Genomic DNA, 17321 nt, shown 5'->3' with positions numbered 1-17321 from the left:
GGGGCATGGACGTGCGGGGACCGACCAGGTGGTGGCGGGGGAAGAGCACGCCGGCGAAGCTGGAGACGTACACGCGGTCGACGTTCCACTCCTTCGCGGCGCTGGAGATCCTGACCGTCGGGCTCACGGGGGTCGGGCAGGTCGAGGCGTGGCTCGCGGGCTCGCTGCTGCTGGTGGTGGGCGTGCACGGGGTGGTGTGCGCGGTGACCGCGTCCCGGGCGCTGGACTGGACGCGCGGCAGGCGTGAGCGGCCCGTACGCCTGCTGTGGACGCTCGGCGCGCTCACCGCGGCGGTCGCCTGCGCGGCCCTCGCGCTCGCGGAGTACGGGCCGGACGGCGAGAGCGTGGCCGGCGCGGCGGGCGGGGTCCTCGGGGTCGTCCTGATCTTCGGGGTCGGCACGCTCGCGCTCGGCGTCCACAACCGGCGGCGCGTGTTCGCACTCGTCGGCGGCTTCGGAGCCGGCACCGGCGCCGTGTCGCTCGCTCTGGGCGCCCCCGGCGCCGCCGCGCTGGTCGCCACGCTGACCGTGCTGTTCGGCTCCGGGCTCCTCGCCTTCACCTCCGCGTTCTCGGTCTGGCTCCTCAACGCCTTCTACGAACTCGACGAGGCTCGCGAGACCCGCGCCCGGCTCGCCGTCGCCGAGGAACGACTGCGGTTCGGGCGGGACCTGCACGACGTCATGGGGCGCAACCTCGCCGTGATCGCCCTCAAGAGCGAGCTCGCCGTGCAGCTGGCGCGGCGCGGGCGGACCGAGGCCGTGGAGCAGATGATCGAGGTGCAGCGGATCGCGCGGGAGTCGCAGCGCGAGGTGCGGGATGTCGTACGGGGATACCGGGAGGCCGACCTGGAGGTCGAACTCGCCGGTGCCCACGGGGTTTTGACGGCCGCCGGGATCCGGTGCGAGGTGACCGGAGGCGAGCCGGCCGGGCTGCCGGGCGAGGTGCAGTCGGCGCTCGCGTGGGTGGTGCGGGAGGCGACGACGAACGTGTTGCGGCACGGGGATGCCCGGTGGTGTGCGGTGGGGGTGCGGGTGACGGAGGGGCGGGTGGTGCTGACGGTGGAGAACGACGGGGCGTCGGTTCCTTCCGGTGCCGGTGGGAACGAACAGGCGTCGGTTCCTTCCGGTGCGGGCGGTTCGGGGCTGGCCGGGCTGCGGGAGCGGTTGGCGGCGGTGGAGGGGACGTTGGAGGCGGGGCGGGTCGGCGGGGGATTGTTCCGAGTGGTGGCGGAGGTGCCGTTGATCACGGCCGGTGCGAGTGAGGTCATGGCGTGACCTCTCCCGTACGACTTCTCCTGGCCGACGACGAGCACCTCATCCGGGGTGCGCTCGCCGCGCTGCTCTCGCTGGAGGACGATCTCGTCGTCGTGGCCGAGGCGGCGAGCGGGCCGGAAGCACTGGCCATGGCCCATGCCCACGTCCCCGATGTCGCCGTACTGGATCTCCAGATGCCCGGGGCGGACGGTGTGAAGGTCGCCACATCACTGCGGGCCGAGCTGCCCGACTGCCGGGTGCTGATCGTGACCGGTCACGGGCGGCCGGGGCATCTGAAGCGGGCCCTTGCGGCCGGTGTGCGGGGATTCGTGCCGAAGACCCTGAGCGCGCAGCGGCTCGCGGAGATCATCCGCACGGTGAACGCCGGAAACCGTTACGTCGATCCCGAGTTGGCCGCCGACGCCATCTCCGCCGGAGACTCGCCACTGACCGCGCGGGAGGCGGAGGTGCTCGAGCTGGCCGCCGACGGGGCGCCCGTCGCGGAGATCGCCGAGCGGGTCGCGCTGTCGCAGGGGACCGTACGGAACTATCTGTCGTCAGCCGTCACCAAACTCGGGGCGGACAACCGTCACGCGGCGGTGCGGCTCGCCCGCGAGCGAGGTTGGGTATAGTAGCTACCGCGCCACGGCGCACTGCGGACGTAGCTCAGTTGGTAGAGCGCAACCTTGCCAAGGTTGAGGTCGCCAGTTCGAACCTGGTCGTCCGCTCGGTTGTCGAAGGCCCCGGTCCACTGGACCGGGGCCTTCTTCGTACGGTCAGCTCCAGCTCGTGCCCGTCAGACGCTCGTACGCCTCCACGTACTTGGCGCGTGTCGCGGTCACGACCTGCTCGGGCAGCGGCGGCGGGGGCTGCTCGCTCTTGCGGTCCCAGCCGGACTCCGGCGAGGTGAGCCAGTCGCGGACGTACTGCTTGTCGTACGACGGCTGCGCGCGGCCCGGCTGCCACTGGTCGGCCGGCCAGAAGCGGGAGGAGTCCGGGGTGAGGACCTCGTCCGCGAGGACCAGGGTCTCCGCCTCCGAGCCGAACTCGAACTTGGTGTCCGCGAGGATGATCCCGCGGTCCCGGGCGATGTCCCGGCCGCGCGAGTACACGGCGAGGGTGGCCTGGCGCAGCCGGGCGGCGGTGTCGGCGCCGACCTGGCGGGCGACCTCCTCGTAGGAGACGTTCTCGTCGTGCTCGCCGACCTCGGCCTTGGTGGCCGGGGTGAAGATCGGGGCGGGCAGTTCCGAGCCGTCGACCAGGCCTTCGGGCAGGGCGAGGCCGCAGACCGTACGGGACTCCTGGTACTCCGCGAGGCCCGAGCCGGTGAGGTAGCCGCGGGCCACGGCCTCCACCGGGACCATCTGGAGGGACTTGCAGACCAGGGTGCGGCCGGCCCAGTCGGCGGGGGCGCCGGCCGGCAGGTCGGTGCTCAGGACGTGGTTGGGGACCAGGTCGGCGAGCTGGTCGAACCACCACAGGGAGAGCTGGGTGAGGACCCGCCCCTTGTCGGGGATCTCGGTGGGCAGCACCCAGTCGAAGGCGGAGATGCGGTCGCTGGCGACCATCACGAGGTCGCCCGCCTCGTTCTGGTACAGCTCGCGCACCTTGCCGGTGTGGAGGTGGACCAGGCCCGGAACCTGGATCGGCTCGGGCTTTTCTACGAATCCGGACACGGTTCCTCCCCGTGGTGATGTCCAAGTGGCTCGATTCTCCCGTATGGCGGGGATCGGTCTTGGTCCGGGGTGTGTGGAGCGGGCATCGGCCGCGGTGGCGCGGCACGGTTCAGTCACGTTTGCAGATGCGGTCCAGGAGGTTGGCGGTGGCGCGCTGGACTCGGGGGTCGACGTGGCCGGGTCGGTCCAGTGACGGTGACCACGCGAACGTCCCGGATGCGAAGACCAGGGCGCCGGACGGGGCGCGGTAGAGGGAGGTCTCCTGGTGGCGGAGGGCTCCCTCGCTGTCGGTGTACGGCGAGTGGGCGAGCAGGATGCGGTCGTCGTGCTCGGGCAGCGGGGTGCGCGGGAAGTAGCGGTCGGCCTCGCCCGCGACCAGGCCCTCGATCTCGTCGCCCTCGTGCGCGCCGCTCGCCTCCCACATCCAGTGGTCGGCGTTGCGCACGATCAGGGGGTGGGGCTCGGGTACGCGGCCGGCGTACTGGATGCCGACCAGCTGCTGCTCGGGGCGGTCGATCTCCCGCCAGAGCACGGGCTTGCCCGGCCCTCTGCGTTTGCGGCAGGTGAGCAGGCGGTCCGGGACACCGGACGGGGACGGACCCAGCTCCACCTGCCAGTACATGGTGTTGGCGGACAGGAAGACCAGGCTGGTGCCGTGCTCGCGGGCGCGTTCCACGGTGCGGCGCATGTTCGTCGACCAGTACTCGTCGTGGCCGGGGAAAACCAGGCCGCGGTAGCGGGTTGGGTCGACATGGCCGGCGTGCAGATCGCGGGCGTCGGCGTAGGCGAGGTCGTAGCCGTAGCGCTCGGCCCAGCGGATGAAGTCGTAGGCGTGGCCCACGTGCAGGGGGAGGCCGGCGCCCGCGTACGGGCGGTCGAAGGAGAGGGTCGTCGCGGCGTCGGCCTCGCCGAGCAGCCGGCCGTTCTCGTCCCAGGCGTGGTAGAGGCTGGCGCCGGTGCGGCCGTCCTCCGGGTAGAGGTTGTACGCCTGCCAGGTGATGTCGGGCAGCAGGAGCAGCAGGTCTGCCGGGTGGTTGTCGCGGACGGTGAAGGGGATGTGGGAGCGGTAGCCGTCGGCGGTGGTGAGGACGGCGACGTACGCGCCGATGCTCCAGTAGCTCGGGACCTGCAGGCGCCAGGACAGCCACCAGTGGTGGCAGGAGACCGTACGGTCCGCGGTGAGGGGCGCGGGCTGGACGATGCCCGACAGGCGGGGGCTGGTGGTGATCTTCGCGGCGCCGTCTCCGCCGTAGTGGCCGATGCGGTAGACGTCGACGGCGAACTGCTGGGGCGGGTCGACGGTGATGTGGAAGTCGACTGCCTCGCCGGGGGCGACCGCGCCGGTGGAGGCGAAGCCCTTGATCTGCCGGTGGACGTCGTCGGCGGAGCGGGGGCCCGAGGCGGCGCGGGGGGCGGGCACCCTGGGGGCGCCCGCCTTCGGGCCGTGGACGGTGTGGGCGCTGTGGGCCGGATCCGCGTCCACATACCAGGGGACGACCTGGCCGGTGTCGTCGAAGTACGTCTCGGTGCCGCGGAGCCAGGGGACCGGGCCCTGGCCGAAGGGGTCCGTCACGGCGTGCGCGAGTGCTCCCGACTCCCAGCGGCGGATCTGCTGCGACCCCATGGTGGCTCCCCTCCCTCGCGCCCCCGTACGCCTGCGCCCTGGGCCTGTCGTGTGGCGTAAGCCCTTGCTCTGTGCTCGATCGGTCCCAGCACATCACATTACGCACCCAGGCTGTCACTATTCGTTGCGAATTGGCAGTAAGTGGAATCAGGTGGTCCGGTAGATGGTCCGGTACGGCCGCCGACCGTTGGGTGATCGTCAGACGAGGCGGACGGGCTTCTCCGGGCGTATCCCCGACTTGACCAGCCACGCCTGCAGAGGACCCGGGTCTCCGTCCTCCACCAGGCTGAGGACGCGGGGGGCCAGGTCGACCGCCCGTTCGCCATTGACCATGAGGGAAGGGCCGTCGAGCCAGTCGAGGCCCGGGGTCGCGCCGGCGGTGTCCATCGCGGCGCAGCACACCATCGCGGTGACGTGGTCGGTGAGCAGGTCTCGGGCGGTGCGCGGTGGCTGCAGGGGGAAGAGCGGGAGCGCGCCGTCGTCCCAGAGGGCGGTGTCGGGGCTGCCGCCGGTGCCGGTGCCCTGGCCGGTGGTGGGTGGGTCGGCCGAGGGTATGTTTCCGGGCGCCGATGCCTCTTCACGGGCGACTTCGGCGCTCAGGCGGGCGGCGAGGGCGGTGCCGTTCTCGGTGCCGGCGGGTGCTTCGTCGTCGAGGTCGTCGGGGTCGTGGGGGTCGTGGACGTCGTGGGGACGGTCGGGGCGGTCGGGGCGGTCGGGGCGGTCGGGGCGGTCGGGGGCGTACGCGTTGGTGCCGGGGTCGGTATCAGTGCCGGCGTTGGCGTTGGCGTCCGCGTCGGTGGGGTGCGGCTCGGTGCCGTCATCGGCCTTGTGAGGAAGGGTGGATCCGTCGGTCCGCAAGGTTGTAGCCGTCGGTGCCGTGAGGTGGTCCATGACTCGGGCCAAGGTCGGGCCGTCGGTGTGCGTCGACGTGGGGGCGGGGGCGCGGCGGACGCCCAGGGCATCCAGGACGCGGTGGAGGCGGGCCGCGTCGGTGCGCCACTTGCGGTCGACGACCTCGTCCGGGTACTCCTGCCAGTCCACCGGGGCCCAGTTCCGGCCCGCTTCGGCGGGGCCGCCGTGGAAGAGGCGGGCGGCGAGCAGTGAGGCGGCCTCGTCGATCGCGCCGGGCTCTTCGAGCAGGTCGCAGGCGGGGCGCTCGCCCAGGCGGGAGGCGAAGCCCTCGGCCAGCCGGTCCCGCCGGGACAGCTCGGTGAGGGCCGCGACGACGCCCGCGTCCAGCCGGGAGGGCCAGCGGCCCATCCGCCAGGCGGGCAGCGCGACCCGGGTCAGCAGGCGGTCCCAGCCGGCGTACGCAAGGCCCACCTGTTCCTGGGCGACGATCCGGAGGCCGTAATCCACAGCCTGTGCACGCTCTGCCGCTGCTGCGGCGACCCCGCGCTCCATCTCGGCGGCGTGGCCGCGGCAGCTGCGCAGCAGCAGCCGGGCGACCCAGCCGACGCCGGCGAGCACCGGGCGGACGAGGGCACCGCGGCCCGGCGCCGAGGTCACGGCCACCGCCGCGTCCAGACCCCGTATGAAGCGGCGGGCCGCGGCTATGTCGGGGTGTGCCGAAGGTCCCGTACCGGCGACGACCGGGGCGAGGACCGCGCGCAGCTCGCCCACGCGCATCCACCACAGGAACGGGGAGCCGATGACGAGGACGGGCGCGGCGGTGGCCCGGCGGTGGGAGCCGCGGACGCCCGCTATCTCGTCGTGGTCCTCGCGCGGGGGCGGGCCGTGGGCCGGGTGGGTGCGGTCCTCCAGCCAGCTGTCGCAGTCCGGGGTGAGCGCTATGGCGGAGGGTGCCGGGACGTCGAGGCGGTCGGCGAGGTCGCGCACCATGCGGTAGAGGTCGGGGGCCGACTCCTCGACGATCGGGACCGTCGGGCTGACGGCGGGCCGGGCGCGGGCGACGACCAGGGCGATGCCGCCGGCGGCGAGCAGTACGAGGAGAGCGGCCACGGACATCGTCCACCGCGCGGCGTCCCAGCCGGGGCCCACGAGGTGGCCGGTGGAGCCGCCGGCGAGCAGCACCACGGCCACGGCCGCGGGCAGCAGCGCGACGGCCAGCGCCCGGCTGCGAATGCGCAGCACGGCCAGGGCTCGGGACCGCGCGGACTGCGTGCCCGCCTCCACACCCATACCGGTCATGACCGGACCTCGCCCCCTCCCTGCCGTCCTGCCCGCCCGGGTCTTGGCCCGGCTCTCCTGGCGTTGCTCACTCCCCCACTGTGGCACCGACCACTGACATCGCAATGCCGGTGGGCCAAGTGCCGGACCGCTTGCGCCGCACCCTAGTTGGGGCCCCGGCCCACGTCAGCCGGATGGGGCAGCGGTCACTCGATGGAATGGCTTTGGGGAAAGGTGGATGACGGACAGCGATGATCAGGCCCCGGATCGTGAGACGGATCCGGGGCCTGCGAGGTTCATCGATGCCTTGATGTTCCGGCGGTCGACGCCAAGGCTTCATGCGGTCGAAGCCAAGGCTTCAGGCGGTCCGCGCCGAGGCTCTCAGGCGGTCTGCGCCAGGGCTTGCGGTGGTCCGCGCCAAGGTTCTCAGGCGCCGGACGCCGCCTTCGCCGCGATGTCCGTACGGTGCTGGGAGCCGTCCAGGTTGACGCGGGCGACGGCCCGGTACGCGCGGTCGCGGGCCTCGGTGAGGTCCTCGCCGACGGCGGTGACGGACAGGACGCGGCCGCCGGCGCTGACCACGGCGTCGCCCTCGCGCCGGGTGCCGGCGTGCAGGACGTACGCGTGCGGGGCGTCCTGGGCGGCCACCTCGTCCAGGCCGGTGATCGGGTCGCCGGTGCGCGGGGTGCCGGGGTAGTTGTGCGAGGCGATGACCACGGTGACCGCGGCTTCGTCGCTCCAGCGCAGGGGCGGCAGGTCGGCGAGGTTGCTCGTGGCGGCGGCCATCAGGACGCCGGCCAGCGGGGTCTTCAGCCGGGCGAGGACGACCTGGGTCTCGGGGTCGCCGAAGCGGGCGTTGAACTCGATGACCCGTACGCCACGGCTGGTGATCGCCAGACCGGCGTAGAGCAGGCCGGAGAAGGGGGTGCCGCGGCGGCGCATCTCGTCGACCGTGGGCTGCAGGACGGTCTCCATGACCTCGTCCACCAGCTTCGGATCCGCCCAGGGCAGCGGGGAGTACGCGCCCATGCCGCCGGTGTTCGGGCCCTCGTCGCCGTCCAGCGCGCGCTTGAAGTCCTGGGCCGGCCGGAGGGGGAGGACCGTCACGCCGTCGGTGACCGCGAAGAGGGAGACCTCGGGTCCGTCCAGGAACTCCTCGATGACCACGCGCTCGCAGGCGTTCGCGTGCGCCTTGGCCTCCTCGAGGTCACCGGTCACCACGACACCCTTGCCTGCGGCGAGCCCATCGTCCTTGACGACATACGGGGCGCCAAAGGCGTCGAGGGCTTCGGCGACCTCCTCCGGGGTCGTACAGACGTACGACCGCGCGGTGGGTACCTCAGCTCCCGCCATGACCTCCTTGGCGAAGGCCTTCGAGCCCTCGAGCTGCGCGGCCTCCTTGGAGGGGCCGAAGACGGGGATGCCCGCCTCGCGCACCGCGTCGGCGACCCCGGCGACGAGCGGCGCCTCCGGGCCTACGACGACCAGGTCGGCGCCGAGCTCCACGGCCAGCGCGGACACGGCCACGCCGTCGAGCGCGTCGACCGGGTGCAGCTCGGCGACCTCGGCGATGCCGGCGTTGCCGGGAGCGCAGTACAGCGCGCTGACGTCGGGGTCGAGGGACAGAGAACGGCACAGGGCGTGTTCGCGGGCACCGCTGCCGATGACGAGGACCTTCACGGGGGTCAGCCTAACCGGGTTTTTGTGCGGGGTTCCGAAGGGGTGGAGGGAGGCGAGCTGTGGGTTCCTCCAAGGCGTGGCCCGGTACTACTCGTTCGAGAACTCCTCCACCACCGTCGCTCCGAGCTCTCTCACGATGAGTTCGTGACCGGAGAGGGCCGACTCGTCGAGGTCGGGGTCGTCGTCCTCCGGGGTGTCGTCCTCGGGGGAGACCGGGTGCGGTTCCGGGGCGGACGGCCGGGAGGTGGGGGCGGGCGAGGACGTCTGCGCCGGTGCTGATGTGTTGGGTGTGGAGGTGGCGGACGTGGGCTGAGGGGACGCCGGGCGCTGGGGGGCCGGGGCGCCACCGGCGCTGCCGTAGCCGGCGCCGGTTCCGCCCTGGCTGGCACCGCCTCCGCCGCCATAGCCGCCGTTGGGGCCGGTGGGACCGCCGGTGGCCGGGGGTGCCGAGCCGCCCGACGGGTCGACGATCGCCTCGACCTTCCACTGCACGTTGAACTGCTCGGCCAGCGCCTGCTTCAACACCTCCTCGCTGCCGCTGCCGGAGAAGTTGTCACGGGCACCGGCGTTGACGAAGCCGAGCTGGAGGGTGGTGCCGTCGAAACCGGTCACCTGCGCGTTCTGGCTGAGCAGGATCCAGGTGAAGCGGCGGCGGTTCTTGACGGCCTCCAGGATGTTCGGCCAGAGCGTGCGGGGGTCGAGGCCGCCGCTCGGGGGGGTGGAGGCGGGGGCAGGGACGGGCGTCGCCGCCTGCGGGGCAGGGATGGAGGGGGCGGCGGGTGCGGGCGCGGGGGCGCTCGGCGCGGCCTGGGGTTGTCCGCTTCCGGCGGGTGTCGCCGTGGGCCAGCCGCCTGGTCGGCGACCGCCACCCGCAGGCGCGGCGGTGGGCCAGGCGCCGGGAGCAGGCGTGGCGGCGGGCGCCGGTGCCGGCGACTGGGCCTGGGCCTGGGCCTGCTGAGGCGACTGGGGTGGCTGGGGCTGTTGGCTCTGCTGAGGCTGATGCTGAGCCTGAGGATGAGCCGACGGCTGGGAATGGTCGGGGCCCGCCGGACGGGCGGCGGGAGCGGCGGCAGGCGCCGGTCCTCCGGACATCGGAGCCCCTTGCTCGGAGGGCAGGCCCGGCGCGGCGGTCCCCGAACCCGCCGGTGGACCGGAAGCCCGTACCGCAGCGCGAACCGCGGCCGCACCGCCCCCCGGAGCCGGCGCGGCGGCCGCCACCGCTCCGCCCTGCGCCTGGGCATGCGCGTCGGGACCGGGGACGTACCCCATGGCCGGCGCACCGCCCCCCGCGGAGAAGTTCACACCGCGTTCGATGCGGTCCAGTCGGGCCATCACCGAACGCTCGTCGCCGTACGCGGCGGGCAGCAGCACGCGCGCGCAGATGAGCTCCAGCTGGAGGCGGGGGGAGGAGGCGCCGCGCATCTCGGTCAGGCCCTCGTTGACGAGGTCGGCGGCGCGGCTGAGCTCGGCGGCGCCGAAGTTCCCGGACTGGGCCTGCATCCGCTCGATGACGTCGGCGGGGGCGTCGATGAGCCCCTTCTCCGCAGCGTCCGGCACGGCGGCGAGGATCACCAGGTCCCGCAGCCGCTCCAGCAGGTCGGCGACGAACCGCCGAGGGTCGTTTCCTCCCTCGATGACGTGGTCGACGACCTCGAAGGCGGCGGCACCGTCACCGGTGGCGAAGGCCTCCACGACGGAGTCGAGAAGCGACAGGTCCGTGTAGCCGAGCAGGGAGGTCGCCATGGCGTATGTCACACCGTCCGCCCCCGCCCCGGCGAGCAGCTGGTCCATGACGGACATCGAGTCACGCACGGACCCGGCACCGGCCCGCACGACGAGCGGCAGCACCCCGTCCTCGACGGGGATGCCCTCCTGTCCGCACACCTGGGCGAGGTACTCGCGCAGCGTCCCGGGCGGCACGAGCCGGAACGGATAGTGGTGCGTCCGGGACCGAATGGTCCCGATGACCTTCTCCGGCTCGGTGGTGGCGAAGATGAACTTCAGATGCTCGGGCGGCTCCTCGACGACCTTGAGGAGCGCGTTGAAGCCGGCCGACGTGACCATGTGGGCCTCGTCGATGATGTAGATCTTGTACCGGCTGCCCGCGGGTCCGAAGAAAGCCTTCTCACGCAGGTCACGGGCGTCGTCCACACCGCCGTGCGAAGCGGCGTCGATCTCGATGACGTCGATGGAGCCCGGGCCGTTCCTCGCGAGGTCCTGGCAGGACTGGCACTTCCCGCACGGGGTCGGCGTGGGCCCCTGCTCGCAGTTCAGACACCTGGCCAGGATCCGGGCACTGGTCGTCTTGCCGCACCCGCGCGGACCGCTGAACAGGTACGCGTGATTGACCCGGTTGTTCCGCAGCGCCTGCTGCAACGGGTCGGTGACATGCTCCTGCCCGATGACCTCGGCAAAGGTCTCCGGGCGATAGCGGCGGTACAACGCGAGAGACGACACGCATACGAGGTTATAGGCGCCCACTGACATCGGGCCCCGCCCGCAGGTCTCGCCCCGGCAACGCAAGCGCCCCCCACGCACCCGCCAGAGCCAACCTACCCTTGCTGCCTTCCGGCCCTGGGGGAGTTCAGTCAGATAGCGCCGCGTGAGGGGCTGCGCCAACAGTACCTGATGCCGGCCAGGGGGAACGAGTTCGCGAGCACTCCTCAACGTCTTGTATTGTTTGCGGCGGAGGATTCGCCTAGTGGCCTAGGGCGCACGCTTGGAAAGCGTGTTGGGGGCAACCCCTCACGAGTTCGAATCTCGTATCCTCCGCCAGTGCCTCACCGGGCACGATGTCGAAGGGCCCCACCTCACGGTGGGGCCCTTCGTCGTTGTCCTCAGCCCTCGTTGTCCTGGTTTTTGTCCACAGCGGGTGTCTCCGGGGTTCCCCAGATGGCTTCGGCGATCTTCCGGGCGACGTCCTTGAGCATGGCGTCCGGCACGTGGAGGTACCGGGCCCGCATGCTTGCGGAGGTGCCCGGCTCCCACCCCATGATCTGATCAATGACCCGGGCCGGGACACCCAGCAGCATGAGCACGGTGGCGGCCGTGTGCCGGGCGTCGTGCAGCCGCCCGTTCCGAACCCCCGCGTCTTCCAGCAGCCGCTTCCAGTCGTGATAGTCCGTGTTCGGGCTCAGTGGACCACCCAGCGGCTTGGTGAACACGTAGTCCGACTCGGTCCACAGGTCGCCGGCCGCCTTGCGCTCACGTTCTTGCGTCTCGCGGTGTGCACGGAGCATGGCGACCAGCGGACCCGGCAGGGGTACGGCGCGGCGACCCGCGCGGGACTTGGTGTTCTTGGTCTCGCGCCGGACCTGCACCTTGGCGGGGCAGTACCCCGCCTTCCGGCCGCACGGGGAGGCTTCCGGGCACCCGTGCTCGTATCTGGGGCGCAGACGGTTTCGGCGCAGCTTCAGGTACTCGTTGTCCAGGTCGACGTCAGACCAGCGCAGTCCGAGCGTCTCGCCCTGCCGCAATCCGAGCGCCAGTGCCAGCATCCAGCGGGCGCTGTTCCGGCGCTTGTTGGCTTCGAGCAACAGGCACTGAACCTCTTCCACGGAGTAGGGCTCAACCTCGGATTCGTCTTCTTCCATCCGTGGCGGCTTCGCCAGTGCGGCGGCGTTCTTCGCCGCGTAGCCGCGCCGTACCGCCTCCCCCAATGCGGTTCGGGCGGTGCGGTGGGCCTGGTGAGCCGTACCGGCCTTGCGCTCTCCGTTCGCCTGCATACGGCGATACAGGCTCTCCAGGTGTTCGGGCTGCAAGCGGTCAAGGCGGTGCTTGCCGACACCGGGCACGAGGTGCACGCGAACGGCGACCTCGTACCCGTCGTACGTGTTCTCACTGACGGTCGGCTTGGCGATGTTCTCCACCCAGTGCTGAAGCCACTTCTCAACCGTCCACGCCTTGCCCGGCTGTTGCGCCGAACCCGCGTCGCGCTGCTTCTCCAGCTTCTTGACTTCCTCGACCAGGTCCTCGCGCGTCTTGCGCGTCAGGTGTCGGCGGTACGACTCCCCGTTGTCCTTGTAGCCCATCGGCACGCGGGCGTGCCAACGCTCGTCTTTCCCGAAGTAGATCGCGGATTCGCCGTTCGCGCGGCGGGTGCCCTTCTTCTTCTCTGCCACAGGCAGGCTCCTGATTCTTGGTGTCGGGATGGAGACCGGGGCGGCGGGCTGTCCTGTCCGGGAGTGCTGCCGCCCCGGGCGGGGTCAAGCGGCTCGTTTGGCCGCGCGTCGGCGGGCGAGGTATTCGGCGGGTGCGTCTGCGGGAACGCGACGGAGACGGCCGATGTCGATGGACTCCAGTTCGCCGGTGCGGATGAGGGCGAAGCATGTGGTGCGGCCGATGCGGAGTCGGCGGGCGGCTTCTTCGACGGTGAGGAGAACCAACGTGGCGTCGTCGTCGGCGGGGGTCGCGAGGGTGCCGTGTTCGTCCAAGGCTCGCTCCTGTGGGGGCTGAGTTCATGGGCAGGTGCCGCCGCACAAACCGCAAAATCCGCAGAAATACCGGGGAGGGCCGTTGACCTGCGGTGATGCGGTACGGGGGCGGTGGTGGACGGTGCCCCGCAGAAATCCGCGATATTCCGCAAAAATCGGGGGCGGCCGGTGACCGACCCCGGCGGGTGGGGCGGTGCTCGGTTTTTTGCGGAATATCGCGGGATTGCGCGACGGGCCCCCGGCCGGGATGGGGCAGGGGTCCCGTCGCAGGTCAGCGGGGTGTCCGGGGGTTATTGCGGATTTTGCGGTTTGTGCGGGAGGGGCTGAGGGCGCGGCCGGGTCACCGGCCGCCCTGGCGCAGGGCGGGGTGGGCCAGCAGGCGGGGTGCCGGGGGGCGTCCACGCTTGCCGGTGCGCTCCGGCTGGTAGGACCGCAGATAGCCGTGGTCTTCCAGCAGCGCGAGGGCGGGTTCGAGGTCGGCGACGGTCGGAACCTCGCTGCGGGACAGGACGCTGAAGACGTCCCGGCGACTGACGTCCTCCCATCCGTTGTCCTTCAGCGCTTCCAGCACGCTGCGGGCACGGGACAGGGCCACGTCAGCCCCCATGGCGTCGAACACGGCGAGGGCGTGAGCGGTGTAGTACTCCCCCAGCTCGATGGCCGCGCGCATGGTGGCTTCGGTGACGGAGTGGGCGTAGCCGTTGCCGCCGTGTTCGGCGAGGTGCAGCAGCGCAGCCATGCGGGCGGTCGCTCCAACGAGTTTCCCGGCCCAGTCGTTGATGTGGCCCAGCGCCCCGCCGCGCTCCTTGAGTCGCGGTTCGACCCGTTGCTGATAGGCGATCAGGGCCGCGTCCGCCTCGGGGGTGAGCTGGATAAGCGCCGGGTCGGTCCAGCCTGCGAGCGACAGGGTGAGGTCGATGACCCTCGCGGCGTACGTGGCGGCCGTCTGCTCGGGGACCGGATCGGTGATGACCTTCCGATCGCCGACCGTCGACACCGGCAGCGAGTACAGGAAGCGGCCCAGCAGACCGCGCCCCTTCCCGCCCTTGATCTTCCCCATGTCCACAAGCACATCGGGCTGAACAGCCAGTCCCATGGTCAGAGCGGGGGCGTCAACGTACTCGCGGCGGGTCTGCCGGTTCACCCTCAGACGACCCCCGGCATGGCCTTTGAGAAAGACCTCCATGTTGGGACTGCCCGAGTAGCGACCGGCGATGATGTCGAAGATGCCCCCCTCATCACTCATCACCGACAGCCGCCCGCCCTGTTCCGCGATGAGCGAGGTGACCGTCTCGGGTGTGCAGTCGTCCGCCAGCAACAGGGGTTCGGCCGGCACGGTGAGCGTGTCGGCGGTCTGCGCGAGACCGATGGCGGTCTTCACCATCTCATCGCGCTTGTCGCCGTCGGCGGACGCGGCCTTGGCGGTGGCCTTGTCCGCCGCCTCCTTGGCCAGCCTCGCCGTCAGCTCCGCTTCCACGATGACCGGCTTCATGGCCGCCTTGAGCTGTTTCTCCGCCTCATACAGGGGGTTGGTCAGCAGGGAGAAGACGGCGGACTTGCGGTTGCCGGGCGGGAGCGCGACCACGGTGAAGAGGTTGGTGGGCTCACGCCAGTTGCCGCGCACGTGGACCACCGACCGGCCGCCGGCCGCCGTGGCGAGCACGGCGAGGGCGATGGACCCGGCGAGGTCGACCGGGGTCTGTGTCTCTTCCGCGACGGCCGCCACGAACTCCCCCAACCAGGTGGGGAGGACGTGGGCGGGGAACTGCGGACGCTCACGGCGGCCGGTGAGGGGAATGGGGTCCTCCCACACGTCCGGTGCCGCGTCGTCCTCGCCCGGCGGGTCTTCCAGGGTGGGCAGTCCGGCCCACAGGTCGGGGCTGTCCACAGGCTGTGGAGTCATGAGGCGGCCCTCCCTTCGGCGGTTGTGGTGTGGGGGCAGATGCCGACGATGACGCGGGCGGTCAGCCTGATGACGGCGGCACGGCCCCGGGCGCGTTCGTGATGCCCGCAGGCGCAGAGCCAGTCCGCGACGGGTACGCCCTCGCACTGGATCTGAAGCCCTGGGGTGATGCCGGTGACGGTGACCGTCTGCGGGTCAGAACCAACCGCAGAAAGGACGCCCTTGCGGGCGGCGACCTTCGGTTCGCCCACGCGCGGCCGTAGCGGGCCCTGTACGGCGCCCTGAGGGTTGTTCGCGGGGGTTCGGGATGCTTTGTTCATGCCGCGCGCTCCACAGCCGCCTCAAGGCCGTTGGCGACCGCGCGGCGGGCGTAGGACTCCGGGACGCCCACCAAGACGGCGGCGGCCACGATCTCCTCACCGATCGCCGCGAGGCCGCACGGTCCGGGACACGCGGCGTGCTGTGCAGCGAGGAACCGTGCGACGCCGAACGCCTGTGAGCCGGCGCCGGATTCAGTGCGCGCTCGTACGAGGGCGAGGCCGCGTTCCAGGCCGGTGCGGACGTAGCGCTCGGTGTGGCGGCACCCGGCGGCCACCGACCGGCCCCACGTGGCGCGGGGAGGAAGAGAAGAGACCACCTCCCCCGGGGCGGGGGTGGTCTCTTCCTTCACCAGCAGCGCGCGCACGGCCGCCGGGAGAACGGCCATGCGGCCGGTCCCGGGACCAAGCCAACGGGCGTACTGCGTCAGGGACTTGATGTCGATGCCCGGCCGTACCGCGTTCGACGACGGCATGGCGCCCCGGTAGAGCCAGTGTTCGCCCCGGGTCGTCTGTACCGTGCGGGTGGCGGGCAGGGTCTCACGGGCCCACGCGACGGCCGCCGCGTTGTCCAGGTCAACGACCGTCAGCCCAGCCCCGCCAGGGTGATAGGCGACGGCCACCGCCTCACGCCACACCGGCGCCCACAGGGGCGAGGTGAGGACGTGCGGGTCGGTGGTCGCGGCGGCCCACGCGTGGCACGGCGCCGGGCACTGGCAGGGGCCCGCGCTCTTCATGACCGGCCGCCCGCCGCACCGGGGCGGGGTGCCCGCGCATGTGCGGCAGTTGCCGAACGGGACCTTGCCCGCCCTCAGGGGCAGGACCGGGACGCTGGCCGCCGCGAGGGCGAGGGCGACCCGCAGAACTTCGGGTGTCGTGCTCATGCCGCTGCCCTCCCTTCCAGGGCGAGGAACTGGGTGGCGATCCACTCGGTGTAGGCGGGGGGTACGGCCTGACGGGCTTCGATGTTGGTCATCCAGGTGCAGCCCATGGCGTCGGCATAGGCGCGCTCGCCCTTGTGCTCGAACGCCAGCAGACCCTTGTGGTGCCAGCACGGCGGGACCAGGTCCCCGCCCCCGCCCCACGACGTCTCGAACCCACGATGACGGCGGACGCTGAGGCCGAACTGAGTCCCGCACAACAGGTAGTCCGGCCTCAGCGGGGCTTCCGGAACGTTCTCGATGACCCACGGCAGCCCCGACGCTTCCAGCCGCGCGCGGCCGGGGGTGAGCAGGTCGGGGTGGTCCGCACGGCTTCCGCGCCACGCGGTGACCCGGGCGAAGTGCTGGCACGGCCACGACGCGTGGACCAGGTCGAACCCGTCCAGGGGGAAGGTGAGGGCGTCGGCTTGGTGGAAGGTGAAGGGGTAGTTCGGCTGCGGGCGGTTGTCGACGCCCACGACGTCGAACCCGGCGAGGTAGTAGCCCATGGACAGGCCCCCGGCGCCACAGCACAGATCCAGCACCCGCAGGCCGTTCGGCCGCCGTAGCGGCAGCACACGCGCGTTCACGCGGCCACCCCCAGCACCGGAGCGGGGACGGCAAGCCCGGCAAGGGCCGCACGGCCGATCCACTCGGTGTAGGCGGGCGGAATGCACTCGCGGATGCCGTCACGGTTCATCCACTGCACCCCCAGCACGCGCCGGGCCAGGGCGACGCCGGAGAAGTTGCCGACGAACTGGCCGTAGTGGCCGGGCGGGACGGGGCGTCCCATCTTGGCCTGTGGCACCAGGTGCGCCGGGTGGATGGGCCGGGTGAGGGTGAAGCCGCCGCCCGGCTCGAAGAACCGGTGGCGGTAGTTCTCCAGCCCGAACATGGTGCCGCACAGCGTCACGGGGCTGTTCAGCTTCGGCACCGCACCCCGTACGTTCTCAATCACCCACGGCCGCCCCGTCGACTCCAGCGCCGTGCGGGTGGGGGCGATCAGGTCCGGGTGGGCGTTGCCCTGGATGCGCTGGCACTCACTGTCGTGCTGGCACGGCGGGGACGCGTGGATGAAGTCGAACCCGGCGCCGTACTCCAGGACGAACGCGACCGCATCGGCCTGAACGAAGGTGTAGGGGTAGCGGGGCTGCGGGGTGATGTCGACGCCCACGACGTCGAACCCGGCGTCGGCGTAGCCCTTGGCCGCGCCCCCCTGGCAGCAGTACAGATCCAGCAGGCGCGGCCGGGACACTCGCCCCGATCGGGTGGCAGGGGCCGAAGGGCCCTCGCCGAATACATGCGGTTGGGTCATGCTGTAGGTCTCCTGTTCTGCAACGTCGGGATCGGAGACCGTGGGCGGCGGGCTGTCCTGTCCGGGAGTG

General features: G+C 71.8%; 14 protein-coding genes, 2 tRNA genes and 1 other RNA gene. 4 read left to right on the top strand and 13 right to left on the bottom strand.

Annotated features, from left to right (window positions below):
* Positions 1-11 precede the first annotated feature (11 nt).
* The 3 genes from ACFYO2_RS17520 (at position 12) to ACFYO2_RS17510 (ending at position 1981) form a co-directional block, all read left to right on the top strand.
* Complete coding sequence (locus tag ACFYO2_RS17520) at positions 12-1274, top strand: sensor histidine kinase (RefSeq protein ID WP_388349628.1); 1263 nt, start codon at positions 12-14, stop codon at positions 1272-1274.
* A complete protein-coding gene (locus tag ACFYO2_RS17515; protein ID WP_388349452.1) occupies positions 1271-1885 on the top strand; it encodes a response regulator in 615 nt (204 codons plus the stop codon). Before ACFYO2_RS17520 ends, ACFYO2_RS17515 begins: the two co-directional genes overlap by 4 nt.
* 23 nt (positions 1886-1908) lie before the next feature.
* Positions 1909-1981: transfer RNA gene (locus ACFYO2_RS17510), tRNA-Gly, on the top strand.
* 48 nt (positions 1982-2029) lie between these two features.
* Here ACFYO2_RS17510 and ACFYO2_RS17505 read toward each other — a convergent pair.
* The 6 genes from ACFYO2_RS17505 to ffs all read right to left on the bottom strand — a co-directional run bounded on the left by ACFYO2_RS17505 (position 2030) and on the right by ffs (position 10978).
* Complete coding sequence (locus tag ACFYO2_RS17505) at positions 2030-2929, bottom strand: phosphoribosylaminoimidazolesuccinocarboxamide synthase (protein ID WP_388349450.1); 900 nt, start codon at positions 2927-2929, stop codon at positions 2030-2032.
* A 109-nt stretch (positions 2930-3038) separates the two neighbouring features.
* The gene (locus ACFYO2_RS17500) at positions 3039-4553 is read right to left on the bottom strand and encodes a N,N-dimethylformamidase beta subunit family domain-containing protein (protein ID WP_388349448.1); all 1515 of its coding nucleotides are present in this window, start codon (positions 4551-4553) and stop codon (positions 3039-3041) included.
* A gap of 198 nt (positions 4554-4751) precedes the next feature.
* Positions 4752-6704 carry a hypothetical protein gene (locus ACFYO2_RS17495; protein WP_388349446.1) on the bottom strand — a complete coding sequence of 651 codons (1953 nt, stop codon included), beginning with the start codon at positions 6702-6704 and terminating at the stop codon, positions 4752-4754.
* Positions 6705-7109: 405 nt separating this feature from the next.
* Complete coding sequence (gene purD / locus ACFYO2_RS17490; RefSeq protein WP_388349444.1) at positions 7110-8363, bottom strand: phosphoribosylamine--glycine ligase; 1254 nt, start codon at positions 8361-8363, stop codon at positions 7110-7112.
* Between the two features lie 87 nt (positions 8364-8450).
* Positions 8451-10820 (bottom strand): DNA polymerase III subunit gamma and tau, encoded by a 2370-nt coding sequence (locus ACFYO2_RS17485; RefSeq protein ID WP_388349442.1) that lies wholly within the window; start codon positions 10818-10820, stop codon positions 8451-8453.
* Positions 10821-10879: 59 nt separating this feature from the next.
* An RNA gene (gene ffs / locus ACFYO2_RS17480) (signal recognition particle sRNA small type) lies at positions 10880-10978 on the bottom strand.
* 72 nt (positions 10979-11050) lie between these two features.
* Between ffs and ACFYO2_RS17475 the strand changes: the two genes are divergently transcribed.
* Positions 11051-11138: transfer RNA gene (locus ACFYO2_RS17475), tRNA-Ser, on the top strand.
* A 62-nt stretch (positions 11139-11200) separates the two neighbouring features.
* Here ACFYO2_RS17475 and ACFYO2_RS17470 read toward each other — a convergent pair.
* From ACFYO2_RS17470 to ACFYO2_RS17440, 7 genes are all read right to left on the bottom strand, one after another.
* The gene (locus ACFYO2_RS17470; RefSeq protein ID WP_388349440.1) at positions 11201-12484 is read right to left on the bottom strand and encodes a tyrosine-type recombinase/integrase; all 1284 of its coding nucleotides are present in this window, start codon (positions 12482-12484) and stop codon (positions 11201-11203) included.
* An 84-nt stretch (positions 12485-12568) separates the two neighbouring features.
* On the bottom strand, positions 12569-12796 hold the full coding sequence (locus ACFYO2_RS17465) for an excisionase family DNA-binding protein (protein WP_093686248.1): 228 nt from the start codon (positions 12794-12796) through the stop codon (positions 12569-12571).
* 340 nt (positions 12797-13136) lie between these two features.
* Complete coding sequence (locus ACFYO2_RS17460) at positions 13137-14699, bottom strand: YfjI family protein (protein ID WP_388349437.1); 1563 nt, start codon at positions 14697-14699, stop codon at positions 13137-13139.
* Positions 14696-15019 (bottom strand): hypothetical protein, encoded by a 324-nt coding sequence (locus tag ACFYO2_RS17455; protein WP_388349436.1) that lies wholly within the window; start codon positions 15017-15019, stop codon positions 14696-14698. The genes ACFYO2_RS17460 and ACFYO2_RS17455 overlap by 4 nt, the downstream gene beginning before the upstream one ends.
* Positions 15016-15900: a DNA primase gene (locus ACFYO2_RS17450; RefSeq protein WP_388349434.1), complete on the bottom strand. Its 885-nt coding sequence runs from the start codon at positions 15898-15900 to the stop codon at positions 15016-15018. Before ACFYO2_RS17450 ends, ACFYO2_RS17455 begins: the two co-directional genes overlap by 4 nt.
* Positions 15897-16526 carry a DNA cytosine methyltransferase gene (locus tag ACFYO2_RS17445; protein WP_388349432.1) on the bottom strand — a complete coding sequence of 210 codons (630 nt, stop codon included), beginning with the start codon at positions 16524-16526 and terminating at the stop codon, positions 15897-15899. The genes ACFYO2_RS17450 and ACFYO2_RS17445 overlap by 4 nt, the downstream gene beginning before the upstream one ends.
* Positions 16523-17251 (bottom strand): SAM-dependent methyltransferase, encoded by a 729-nt coding sequence (locus ACFYO2_RS17440; RefSeq protein WP_388349430.1) that lies wholly within the window; start codon positions 17249-17251, stop codon positions 16523-16525. Before ACFYO2_RS17440 ends, ACFYO2_RS17445 begins: the two co-directional genes overlap by 4 nt.
* Positions 17252-17321 lie beyond the last annotated feature (70 nt).

Source organism: Streptomyces sp. NPDC006602 (genome assembly GCF_042870385.1).
Lineage (GTDB): Bacteria > Actinomycetota > Actinomycetes > Streptomycetales > Streptomycetaceae > Streptomyces.
Note: the sequence above shows the minus strand (reverse complement) of the source record. Positions and strands in the feature narration are given on the sequence as shown.

Excerpts from the sequence above, each read along its gene's own strand:
- ACFYO2_RS17440 (WP_388349430.1), bottom strand. The coding sequence starts at position 17,251 with ATGACCCAACCGCATGTATTCGGCGAGGGCCCTTCGGCCCCTGCCACC.
- ACFYO2_RS17495 (WP_388349446.1), bottom strand. The coding sequence starts at position 6,704 with ATGACCGGTATGGGTGTGGAGGCGGGCACGCAGTCCGCGCGGTCCCGA.
- ACFYO2_RS17455 (WP_388349436.1), bottom strand. The coding sequence starts at position 15,019 with ATGAACAAAGCATCCCGAACCCCCGCGAACAACCCTCAGGGCGCCGTA.
- ACFYO2_RS17460 (WP_388349437.1), bottom strand. The coding sequence starts at position 14,699 with ATGACTCCACAGCCTGTGGACAGCCCCGACCTGTGGGCCGGACTGCCC.
- ACFYO2_RS17500 (WP_388349448.1), bottom strand. The coding sequence starts at position 4,553 with ATGGGGTCGCAGCAGATCCGCCGCTGGGAGTCGGGAGCACTCGCGCAC.
- ACFYO2_RS17450 (WP_388349434.1), bottom strand. The coding sequence starts at position 15,900 with ATGAGCACGACACCCGAAGTTCTGCGGGTCGCCCTCGCCCTCGCGGCG.